Here is an 11803-nt window from a genome sequence, read left to right as displayed (position 1 = left end):
CTAGATACATTGTTTTTACATATTAATATAGTGATAACAAAAAGTCGTGTCTGCCTTTAATAAATCTTAGGTAGACTACTTTTTGAGATTTCACAACTGGTTAGCACCAAATGTTTAAATTTATCAGTATGACCAGATTGCACTTGATACGGTCAGGCGGTTGCATACAACTCATTAGATAGAGGCCAATATGCACACATATTAAGTGTGATATTGGCTATCCTTTTAGCAATAAAAATACCCCAGCCAAAGCAATTAGGCCTCCAAACATCATAGATTTAGTAATCGCTTCTCTGCGCAGTAGTCCAATCGTCATCACCATGAGCGGTGCCGTTGCAAAGATGGTTTGTGCGATAGCGGGATCGGTATGATTAACGGAAATCAACTGTAGCCACAGTCCAATAAAGGTGCCAAAAAACACTGCAATGAATAACCAGTTTTTACCGTCGATTTGTTTAAGTGTGAGTGCTTTAAACAGGCTTTGTGATTTCAAATAAACAACAATAAAGGCCACAAATAGGGTGCCGGATCCCAAGCGGATAAGTGCCGCCCACAAACTACTAATACTTTCGTTATTTAGCGCACCTTTGGAAAGCACCATACCCGCAGCTTGGCAAATGGCAGCCGTGAGTGCAAAGCAGACTCCCAAGAGATAATGTTTTTTGTCTAATACTGGCTGGCTTCTACTTGGCTTAATCGCCAGCATCACGCCAACGGTTGTCACTGCAATGCCGAGCCAAGCGGATGCGCTGAGATAAACACCAAGGAGCACAATGTTTAAGATCCCCGCGATGGCAGGTGCAAGACTTTCAATAACCAAAGTGCGAGCAGGACCTATATTTCTAAGTGCGGCAAAGTAGGCACTGTCACCAATCGCTATGCCCAGTACCCCACTTGCTATCAGCCAGCCCCAGCTCGAGGGTAAGGTCGGGTACATTGCATCACCTGCGATGAGCAAACACAAGATCATCAAAGCTGAAGCGATGACGCCTTTGCTGACGTTCAACTCAAATGGACTAAGGTGATGGCTAAATCGTTTGTACAGTATGGTTGAGCCAGCCCATACCCCAGCCGCTGCAATCGCTGCTGCTTCGCCAATACCAATCATAAATCTCAAGTTTCTTGTGTTTATTAATATGGTGGCAAGTATACATAAATTGAAATAATCAGTGAGAGGTAAGGAATCAAATTATTACCACTAATGTTTAGACGTCCATACATCTAGAGGTTGAAATTTTCTAGTTTTTGTCCATAATAATGCCATTCGATTAGTCTGGAGCAGCGCATGCCAATCACCGTCACCGACGAACTCCCAGCCATTGCCCAATTGCGTCATGAAAATGTGTTCGTGATGCCACAAAGTCGTGCATCAACTCAAGAGATCCGCCCAATGCGGCTCGCGATATTAAACTTGATGCCGAATAAGGTGGAGACTGAGGTGCAATTTATCCGATTACTGGCAAATACCCCTTTGCAGGTGAATGTTGATTTGTTGCGACTAGACACCCACCGCAGCTCTGAAAACTCAGAACAACATCTAGATATGTTTTATCGCTATTTTTCGGATGTGAAAGATCAAAACTATGATGCTTTGATCGTCACTGGCGCGCCGCTGGCGCATCTTGAATATGACGATGTGGTGTATTGGCAGGAATTGCAAGCATTTTTTGATTGGGCTGAGCACCATGTTACTTCAACCCTGTTTTCCTGTTGGGCCGCACATGCTGGCTTGTATCACCATTATGGGTTAAAGCGAGCGCTCAAAAATGACAAACTTTGCGGCGTATTCAAACACCACTGTTACTTTGACCACGGGGCGCTCACTCGTGGTTTTGATGATGAGTTTTTGGTGCCACACTCACGCTACGGCCACATCGACATCGATAAAATTAATGCGTGTAAAGACCTAGTGGTATTAGCAGGCTCTGAAAAAGTGGGCGCTTACTTAATTAAAAATCACTCAGGCAGCCAAGTCTATATTACCGGTCACCCTGAATACGACGCCGATACGCTACAAAAAGAATACCATCGTGACTGTGAAAAAATGGCCAACGCACCGCAGCCTGAGAACTATTTTCCTGAGAATGACACCAGCAAACGTCCATCTAAGACATGGCAAAGCCATGCATTCTTGTTATTCTCAAATTGGTTAAACTACTATGTTTACCAAACCACACCTTATGATATTAACTTAGTTAGCCAAGATGTAAGGACTAACAATTATGCCGAATAATGTAGCCGTAAACGGTGAGCAAATAGCAGAGCAGCTTAAGCAAGCAATGCAGCAACGTATTCTGATCTTAGATGGTGCAATGGGAACCATGATCCAAAAGCACAAATTAGAAGAACAAGACTATCGTGGTGAGCGCTTTAAAGATTGGCATGTCCTTATCAAAGGCAACAACGATCTGCTAAGTTTGACGCAGCCTGAGATAATCAAACAGATCCATCGTGATTATCTAGCTGCTGGCGCAGATATCATTGAAACCAATACTTTTAACGCCACCACCATCTCGATGGAAGATTATGACATGGCAAGCCTAAGTCGCGAGATTAATCTTGAATCGGCGAAGCTTGCACGTGCGGTATGTGATGAATTTACCGCCAAAGATCCCAGCAAGCCTCGCTATGTGGCAGGTGTACTTGGCCCAACGTCAAAAACCTGTTCGATTTCTCCAGATGTAAACGACCCTGGTTTTCGCAATATCACTTTTGACAAGTTGGTTGCAGCCTATGTCGAATCAACGCTTGCCCTTATTGAAGGCGGTGCGCACCTTATTTTGATTGAAACGATTTTTGATACGCTCAACGCCAAAGCCGCGTCTTACGGTGTAGAAGAAGCGTTCGAGCAAGCGGGCGTCACTCTGCCTGTTATGATCTCGGGCACAATTACCGACGCTTCCGGTCGCACGCTTTCAGGGCAAACCACCGAGGCGTTTTATAACTCCATTCGTCATATTAAGCCAATCTCTATTGGCCTCAACTGCGCGCTAGGCCCAGATTTATTAAGACAGTATGTAGAAGAGCTGTCACGGGTTTGTGAGACCTTTACCTCTGTACATCCAAACGCAGGGCTTCCTAACGAGTTTGGTGAATACGACCTAGAAGCCGATGACATGGCAAAAGAGATTATCGATTGGGGCAATGAAGGATTTATCAATATTGTTGGCGGCTGCTGTGGCACCACGCCCGAACATATTCGCGCCTTCGCGAGAGGCCTTGAGCAAACCCAGCCGCGTAGCTTGCCTAACATCGAAGTGCGGATGCGTTTGGCAGGTCTTGAAGCCTGTAACTTAAATTAGGAATTCACCATGACACAAACAGCAGTATTTACCAATGTCGGTGAACGTACCAATGTAACGGGATCGGCAAAATTTAAGCGCTTAATTTTAGAAGAAGATTACGAAACCGCGCTGGATGTTGCCAGAGAGCAGGTTGAAAGCGGCGCGCAAGTGATCGATATCAACATGGATGAAGCCATGTTGGACTCAAAAGCTGCGATGGTGAAGTTTCTTAATCTGATAGCGTCAGAGCCGGATATTTCTAAAGTCCCCATCATGGTCGACTCGTCTAAATGGGAAGTCATTGAAGCGGGTCTGAAATGTATTCAAGGTAAAGCCATTGTAAACTCAATCTCCTTAAAAGAGGGTGAGGCACCATTTATCCACCAAGCCAAAATCATCAAGCGCTTTGGTGCTGCTGTGGTGGTGATGGCATTTGATGAAGTTGGTCAAGCGGAAACCGCAGAACGAAAGTTTGAGATCTGTCAGCGCTCTTACAAAATCTTGGTTGACGAGCTTGGGTTTCCACCTGAAGACATTATTTTTGACCCTAATATTTTCGCGGTCGCTACGGGTATCGAAGAACACGATAACTACGCCGTAGAATTTATCGAGGGCACGCGCAGAATTAAGCAAAACCTGCCACACTGTAAAGTGTCAGGGGGTGTATCTAACGTATCCTTCTCATTCCGTGGTAACAACCCGGTGCGTGAAGCGATCCACTCTGTGTTTCTTTACCATGCGATTAAAGCAGGCATGGATATGGGGATCGTCAATGCCGGTCAGTTAGCCGTGTATGACGATATTCCAAAAGAGCTCCGTGATGCCGTTGAGGATGTGATCCTCAATACCGACGCCGGTGCTGGCGAACGATTGGTTGAGATCGCGCCTAAATACTCGGGCATGGCGCAAGCCGAAAAACAGGAAGATTTAGAGTGGCGTTCTTGGCCAGTTGAAAAACGCTTGGAGCACGCCTTAGTTAAAGGGATCACCGAGTTTATCGACGAGGATACCGAGGCCTGTCGCCAACAGTTTGATAAGCCAATTCAAGTGATTGAAGGGCCACTGATGGATGGCATGAACGTGGTTGGCGACTTGTTTGGCGCGGGCAAAATGTTCCTGCCTCAAGTGGTGAAATCTGCTCGAGTGATGAAGCGCGCGGTTGCCTATCTTGACCCTTACATTGAGGCCGAAAAAGAAGAAGGCTCTAGTAACGGTAAAGTGATCATGGCCACGGTTAAGGGCGATGTACACGACATTGGCAAAAACATTGTGGGCGTGGTACTGCAATGTAACAACTACGAAGTCGTGGACTTGGGTGTGATGGTGCCAGCAGAGAAAATTCTGCAAACGGCCATTGACGAAAACGCTGATGTCATTGGTCTGTCTGGCCTTATTACGCCATCCCTTGATGAAATGGTGCATGTTGCGAAAGAAATGACGCGTCGCGGCTTTGATATTCCTCTACTCATTGGTGGTGCAACCACATCGAAAGCGCATACGGCGGTTAAAATTGAACCTCAGTACGATAAAGGTGTGATCTACGTCAATAACGCCAGTCGTGCGGTTGGTGTGGTATCTAGCCTGCTAAGTAAAACCCAAAAGCCAGAGTTTTTAGCAAAAACAGCGGACGAATACGTCAAAGTACGGGAGCAGCAGGCGCGCAAAAAGCCACGTTCAAAACCGGTTACTTTGGCGCGTGCGCGCGATAATGCGGTAAAACTTGATTGGCAAAGCTACACGCCACCGGTGCCAAATAAGTTGGGGATCACCGAGTTTAAAGACGTGAGCATTAAAACGCTACGTGATTATATTGACTGGACGCCATTTTTTATGACCTGGTCATTGGCCGGTAAATATCCACGTATTCTACGAGACGAAGTGGTTGGTGAAGAGGCGCAAAAACTGTTTCATGATGCCAATGCCATGTTAGATCAGTTAGAACAAGCGGGCACTTTACAGCCACTGGGTGTGATTGGATTGTTCCCTGCTAACCGCGTGGGTGATGATATTGAAATTTATACCGATGAGTCGCGCAGCGAAGTCTTGGTTACGTCATGTCAGCTGCGTCAGCAAACCGAAAAAACCGATTTCCCTAACTATTGTTTGTCGGATTATATTGCACCTAAAGGCACACCTGATTATTTCGGTGCATTTGCCGTCACTGGTGGTCTTGAAGAAGATGACTTAGCAGATGCATTTGATGCCAAGCAAGATGACTACAACAAGATCATGATTAAAGCGGTCGCAGATCGCTTAGCCGAGGCATTTGCTGAATATTTACATGAGCAAGTGCGTAAAGTGTACTGGGGATTTGCAGCGGATGAAGCGCTAAGTAACGAAGAACTTATCCGTGAAAACTATCAAGGGATCCGTCCTGCGCCAGGGTATCCAGCGTGCCCTGAACACACCGAGAAACAAAAAATTTGGCAGTTGTTAGATGTCGAAAACCGTATCGGTATGAAGCTGACTAGCTCATACGCCATGTGGCCGGGAGCAGCGGTGTCGGGTTGGTATTTCTCACATCCAGATTCTAAGTACTTTGCCGTTGCCAGTATTCAAAGAGATCAAGTAGAAGACTATGCTGCGCGTCAAGCGATGTCGCTAGAAGAAGCGGAGCGTTGGCTTGGTCCTAACTTAGGATATGAAACGGCATAATAGCTGAATTGAAGCCTAGCTTAACTTAATTCAAGACTAGGGCCTGTTGACCTTTGCTGTTTGATTTTTGTTCTTCTGAGTATGTTTTGGTCGCGACGCTCGACTTGCCGCCTAGTAATCTAGGCAAAAGTTGAGCAACAATGAACAAAGCGTACTCAGGTGAACCCAAAGGGCAGCGCTTGATTGGCATTTCTACTTTGTTATCGCCTGACTCACATAGAGCAACTATGCTACGCAGGCTCTGCCTTGTATAAATACCAATCAAACTGCTGCAAAAACAAACTTGAAAGATAAACAGGCCCTAAGTTAAGCTGGGCTTTTCATTGCTTTCACTTTGTGAGTTTTAACGTTTATTGGCGAGCTGATAAATTTCAAATCCAAATTCATTAGAATATGTTGTTTAGTAGTTAACAGAGCACGCTAAATTCAAGTATACTGAGTTGAATAACTGTTAATAATAAGGCTTTACTCAACAATGAAGATGAAGTGGCTGTTTTCACTCCTTTTTATTTCCAATCTCTGTTGGGGGAGCAATCAGCTGGTTGTTGACATTATCAGTAGCGAAAATTTCAGTCAGCGTTATGAGCACTTTCTTGCTGGTCGTGACGTTTTAGACGTTGATTCTTTTTTTCCAACCACCAAAGGTTCGCATATTGAAATCATCGAAATGGTGTTACTACAGCAGGCCTTGTTTCTTGGTGGTGAGACGCGCAAAGTTGTATTTAATCCAAAACCTTCGGTGAATATTTTAGAGTTTTCCGATCTGATCGCTGGGGAAAGTTTAATCCTTGCTCGCAGTGTTTGGCATGAAAATATCGTGGACTATCGCGGCTCATTATTTATCTCAGATCCGCTTGTTGAAGTAGGAGATTACGAAGCTGGGCTTTACGTCACCAAGCGTAATGTCGCACTGCAGCAAACGCCGCTTTCACAGCTTCGGCAGCTGAATGTGGTATCTAACCCGCAATGGGAAGTGGATTGGCGTGCCTTGATGAATACAGATTTACACATGGTGAGCTTTATTGGCCCGTGGGAAACTATGTTGGCAATGGTAGAAAGTGATGTCGTCGACACTATGTTGATTAATTTTAGCGTGAGTGATTCTTTAACTTTAAATTTTGAAGGTAAAGAATATGTCCCAATCGAAAATATTAAGGTTGTCTTGCCAGACTCTCGGCATTTTGTCGTCAGTAAAAATCATCCTGAAGGCGTGCAAATATTTGCGGCACTCAATCGTGGGTTAAAAATACTTAAACGACGAGGCGTGATCAAACGGGCATTGACAGAATCTGGTTTTATCAACAAAAAAGTGGCGAATTGGCAGGTGGCTAACGCTGAAATGCTGGTGGGGGGGGACTAATGCAGCCAGCTGTGGTATCGCTTTGCATATTGGTAAGTGCGCTAATTACATTTTGTGGTTTTGCTTACGAATCATCGGAACAAATACAGCGCAACTTAAATGCGCTACAAATGTCGGCTGAACAAGATTATGACTTGTCTTTATTACCGGACATCAGAGCTCTTCGAGAGCAAGCGCGTGCGCAAGGTAATAAGCCGTTGCAAATCAAAGCATTACTGTTAGAGGGTAGTATAGTTCAACACTTTGGTGAGTTTGAGGATGGTTTGGACTTGCACCAACAAGCGTTGCAGTTGGCCGAAGCCGATAATAATACATTTTTAAAGGCAAACACCTATCTCGCCATCGCTCACCTTGATATTGACTTAGAGAGCTATGAGTTAGCGCAGCGCTATTTAGATAAAGCCTCATTGCTGGCTGAGCAAATTGATGATAATGCCCAGGTAAAAGCCGATATCAGTTTATGGCAGTCGCGCTTGAATATGGATAAGGGCGCTTATCGTTTAGCGCTTAAGTCTTCTTTCGTACCAGAGATTTCAGGCATTCGGCAGGAGACGCTTGCGCAGTTAAAGCTGACGCGTTCTTGGGCTCATTTACAGCTCGGGGAATATTTACCAGCCAAGCAAATTCTAGATGAATTAGACAATGCGGGTTATTTGGTTCAAAACCAAAGAATGCGGATTATGTCGGCAGTGCAGCGTGCCAGAGTGGCTTTACAAAGTGGCGATTTTGCAACTTCAATTGATTTAGCTCAGGCTGGGCTGAGAGATACACTCGGCACACGTTTTTTACTTTTTCAATCTCAGTTGCAGTGGATACTGGCCTCAGCCTATGCTCAGCTTGGAGACTATCAGCAAGCGCATCGTTATTTAAAACGCTATGCCGTTACCGAGCAGTCACTGAATTTGCAAAAGCGTAATAACAAACTACTTAAGCTAGAAGCGCAATATTCTCTTGCCCAACAAAAGCAGGCACTTAATGAGCTTGAGCGAGACAATGCCCAGCAGGCAAAGCAGATTATGGCGCATCAGCAACAGATAGAAAATGCAAGATTAAGCCAGCAGCGTTGGTTATTGATAGTCCTGCTTGTATTTACCTTAGCGCTGGTCTTTTATTGGCGTTGGCAAAATCGCCTTTACACCAAGCTGTTAGAAAGTCAGGTTGCGCAGCGTACTGAGGAACTCGCAGAGCGAAATAAGCGGTTACAAACCCTTAGTTTCACCGATAGCTTGACCGGTCTGAGTAATCGGCATCATTTTTTTAGCGTGATCGATGGCACCATTGAAGTGTACAGGCAAAAGTGGCAAATTCCGCAAACACAACAGAATGCCGATCTAATTTTTGTGATTATTGATATCGACCACTTTAAAAATATCAATGATAGTTTTGGCCATGCCGCAGGAGATATCGTGTTGCAAGACTTTGCTGAAATCCTCAAACAATGCACACGAGAGTCAGATATATTAGTGCGCTGGGGTGGGGAAGAGTTTTTGTTGGTGATGCCGGATATGGACAGAGCGGCTGCGCACGAAGTGACAGAACGGATCCGTCGCCAAGTGGAGAGCTATCCATTTGTGGTGAACGATCAAACTATCAACTGTACTTGTTCAATTGGCTTTGCTCCATTCCCGTTTGACCCAACACAACCAGACAAGCTTAACTGGGAACATGTGTTAGAGTTAGCCGACGGTGGCTTATATCTTGCGAAAGAATCTCATCGTAATGCCTGGGTTGGCGTGCACACTGGAGACGAGGAAGTACAGAGTCCGGCAGAGCACATGGTGCAAAATCTACGCTCATATTTACAAGCAGGCAAACTAAAAACGTGGTCAAATCTATCCGATCTTATTTATGCTTGTAATACTCGTTAAGCGAATTCTGCTGTTTGGAGACATCCAGTTTAGGTGTATCATATTGAACAAGATAGAATAATAAAGCGCTATAGTTTTGCTGCCGATTGAAGCCTTCATCCCCGAGATTATTTCCACCTTAAACAATGATAACCGTCTGGTATTACAAGCCGAGCCCGGCGCAGGTAAATCGACCTTAGTGCCGCTGCGTTTACTGCAAGCTGATATTTTTTCAGGTAAAAAAATCATTATGCTTGAGCCACGTCGTGTGGCTGCAAAATCTATCGCGACTTATTTAGCCAAACAGCTGGGGGAATCGGTCGGTGAGCGAGTCGGTTATCAAATCCGAAACGAGCAACGTGTTTCATCCAACACCCGCTTGGAAATCGTCACCGAAGGCGTATTGACTCGCCGTCTTCAAGCGGATCCCGAACTCAGTGATGTTGCACTTATTATCTTCGATGAATTCCATGAGCGTTCTATTCATGCGGATCTAGCTTTAATGCTCGCGTTTGAAGTGCAACAAGCGTATCGCGACGACCTCAAATTACTGGTGATGTCTGCAACGATAGACACCGAGCTTTTATCGAATTATCTGGATGGTGCACCAAGGTTATCTTGCCCCGGTAAAACCTATCCTGTTGAAATTGAATATGTCGGTAAAGCGAGTCGTTACTTAGCGGAGCATGTATTAAGTGCGCTGCGTCACGCTTTCACTCTACAAAGCGATGGTGATGTATTGGTTTTTCTTCCTGGGCAGGCTGATATTCAGCGCTGCATTGAGGCGTGCCAAGTGCTTGACCAAAGTAATATTGAGCTTCTGCCTTTGTACGGCGGGTTACCCTTATCTGAGCAAGAGAAAGTACTCAGTAAAAGCGCCAGCGCATCAAGACGTATTATTTTTTCGACCAATATTGCTGAGACCAGTTTGACTATAACCGGGATCACTATGGTTATAGATTCTGGCCTTGAAAAACGCTTAACCTATGACGTTAGAAGCGGTCTCTCGCGGCTCGATACGGTGATGATCTCAAAGGCATCAGCAACACAACGTGCAGGGCGTGCGGGTCGTCTACAAGCGGGCCATTGTTTACGTCTTTGGCGCGAAAGCGAGCATAATAATTTAAGTGACTTTCAGCCAGAAGAAATAACCACCACTGACCTTTCTGACTTAGCGTTAGAGCTCAGCGCGTGGGGAGTGACACAATACAAGGACGCGAATTGGCTAACATCGCCACCGGTGCAACATTTTTCGGTGGCCTGTCAATTGAATCAGTCGCTTGGCTTGGTCGATGCGCATAATAAAGTGTTAACTGCTGGGCAGCGTGCACTACAACTGGGGGTTTCGCCTCGTCTTGCCAGCATGCTACTGCGATGTGAGTCGCTAATTTCGCAACAACTTGCTTGTTTTTTGGCGGCAATATTGAGCGAGCGAGATATTTTAGTACAAGCTAACACAAGTGATGTATGTGAACGAGTATTGGCATTGGTAGAGTTTGTGCAAGACCGTACCCGTGCCGCCAAAGCATATCGCTTGCACAGAGCTGTCGCAGAGCAGGCCGTAAAATTGGCCAAATCATTTGCACACAGACTGGGAATTAGTCTCAAGAGTGAAGCAATCACCCTTGTAGATATTCAAACCTTAGCACCTACTTTATTGCTCCATGCCTTTCCTGACAGAGCTGCACAAAAACGTCCTTTAGGGGACAACCGCTACTTACTTGCGAATGGTCGGGGGGTGACATTACGTGACGGCGATCCGCTGCAAGGTCAGGCTTATTTGATTGTTTGTGATGTGGATGGCAAAAATAAGGATGGCTTGGTATTTCTAAGCTGCGCAATCGAAAAGAGCACATTACTTGAGCAGCTAGCGCCATATTTGAGTGAGGTGGTGCAGTATCAACTGGATAGTAAAAAAGAGGCGATTCAGGGCCGGCAACAAGTTAAATATCATGCTCTGGTATTAAAAGAGCAAAACCTGAGTCAGATCCCCAAAGAAGCGTTTGCCCAATGTGTGAAGGATATTCTCACATCGGAAGGACTTGGTTTGCTCAATTGGTCGGTAAAAAGTCACGCTTGGCTCGCTCGAGCTAAATGGTTAAGTGAACAATTGAATACCTTCCCACAGATATCTGAGTCAAGTTTGATAGCGCAGCTTGATACTTGGTTATTGCCCTATTTGACGGGCGTAAACACTATCAAACAACTGAAGCAACTGGATATTTTTAACCTGCTTCAAGCGACACTCACTTGGGAGCAGCAACAGCAACTCGAAGCGCAAGCACCTGAGTTTTATGTTACGCCAAGCGATAAGCGAGTCGCGATCCGCTACGATGAGCACCAAGGGCCAACCGTTTCTGTGGTGTTACAAGAAATGTTTGGTCAATTGACGTCGCCAACGCTCGCCAATGGTCAAGTCGCAGTGCGATTTGAGCTGTTATCTCCAGCGAAAAGGCCAATCCAAACCACCAGTGATTTAAGCAACTTTTGGCAAACTTCTTATTTTGAGGTGGCCAAAGAAATGCGTGGTCGATATCCAAAACACCGATGGCCAGATAAACCGCTTGAGGAAAAGCCCGGCCGCTCCATAAAAGCGAGAGGAAAGTAGGCTGGTGGAGCAACAGGCTTGTAAAGAAGTCATAATGGCTATAACGTGA

The 11803-nt window shown here is 45.4% G+C and carries 7 protein-coding genes; 6 read left to right on the top strand and 1 reads right to left on the bottom strand.

Going from position 1 to position 11803, the window contains the following annotated elements; genetic code table 11:
• Positions 1 to 217: 217 nt before the first annotated feature.
• The gene (locus L3V43_RS19695; RefSeq protein ID WP_102056400.1) at positions 218 to 1108 is read right to left on the bottom strand and encodes a DMT family transporter; all 891 of its coding nucleotides are present in this window, start codon (positions 1106 to 1108) and stop codon (positions 218 to 220) included.
• 177 nt (positions 1109 to 1285) lie between these two features.
• On the opposite strand from L3V43_RS19695, the gene metA reads away from it, so the two are divergent.
• The 6 genes from metA (at position 1286) to hrpB (ending at position 11754) form a co-directional block, all read left to right on the top strand.
• Positions 1286 to 2233 carry a homoserine O-succinyltransferase gene (metA, locus tag L3V43_RS19690; RefSeq protein ID WP_102056401.1) on the top strand — a complete coding sequence of 316 codons (948 nt, stop codon included), beginning with the start codon at positions 1286 to 1288 and terminating at the stop codon, positions 2231 to 2233.
• Positions 2223 to 3302 carry a homocysteine S-methyltransferase family protein gene (locus L3V43_RS19685; RefSeq protein ID WP_010604097.1) on the top strand — a complete coding sequence of 360 codons (1080 nt, stop codon included), beginning with the start codon at positions 2223 to 2225 and terminating at the stop codon, positions 3300 to 3302. Before metA ends, L3V43_RS19685 begins: the two co-directional genes overlap by 11 nt.
• 9 nt (positions 3303 to 3311) lie before the next feature.
• Positions 3312 to 5939, top strand: coding sequence for a methionine synthase (metH, locus tag L3V43_RS19680; RefSeq protein WP_102056403.1), 2628 nt, complete (start codon positions 3312 to 3314; stop codon positions 5937 to 5939).
• Positions 5940 to 6414: 475 nt separating this feature from the next.
• Entirely contained in the window at positions 6415 to 7299 is an 885-nt protein-coding gene (locus L3V43_RS19675; RefSeq protein WP_102056404.1) for a hypothetical protein, read from the top strand.
• The gene (locus L3V43_RS19670; RefSeq protein WP_102056405.1) at positions 7299 to 9167 is read left to right on the top strand and encodes a GGDEF domain-containing protein; all 1869 of its coding nucleotides are present in this window, start codon (positions 7299 to 7301) and stop codon (positions 9165 to 9167) included. Before L3V43_RS19675 ends, L3V43_RS19670 begins: the two co-directional genes overlap by 1 nt.
• A gap of 76 nt (positions 9168 to 9243) precedes the next feature.
• Positions 9244 to 11754, top strand: a complete 2511-nt coding sequence (gene hrpB / locus L3V43_RS19665) for an ATP-dependent helicase HrpB (RefSeq protein ID WP_237117236.1) — start codon at positions 9244 to 9246, stop codon at positions 11752 to 11754.
• Positions 11755 to 11803: the final 49 nt, after the last annotated feature.

Origin of the sequence: Pseudoalteromonas sp. L23 (assembly GCF_021728455.1) — a bacterium.
In the GTDB taxonomy this organism is placed as follows: Bacteria; Pseudomonadota; Gammaproteobacteria; order Enterobacterales; family Alteromonadaceae; genus Pseudoalteromonas.
Note: the sequence above shows the minus strand (reverse complement) of the source record. Positions and strands in the feature narration are given on the sequence as shown.

Excerpts from the sequence above, each read along its gene's own strand:
- L3V43_RS19695 (WP_102056400.1), bottom strand. The coding sequence starts at position 1,108 with ATGATTGGTATTGGCGAAGCAGCAGCGATTGCAGCGGCTGGGGTATGG.
- metA (WP_102056401.1), top strand. The coding sequence starts at position 1,286 with ATGCCAATCACCGTCACCGACGAACTCCCAGCCATTGCCCAATTGCGT.
- L3V43_RS19685 (WP_010604097.1), top strand. The coding sequence starts at position 2,223 with ATGCCGAATAATGTAGCCGTAAACGGTGAGCAAATAGCAGAGCAGCTT.
- metH (WP_102056403.1), top strand. The coding sequence starts at position 3,312 with ATGACACAAACAGCAGTATTTACCAATGTCGGTGAACGTACCAATGTA.
- L3V43_RS19675 (WP_102056404.1), top strand. The coding sequence starts at position 6,415 with ATGAAGATGAAGTGGCTGTTTTCACTCCTTTTTATTTCCAATCTCTGT.
- L3V43_RS19670 (WP_102056405.1), top strand. The coding sequence starts at position 7,299 with ATGCAGCCAGCTGTGGTATCGCTTTGCATATTGGTAAGTGCGCTAATT.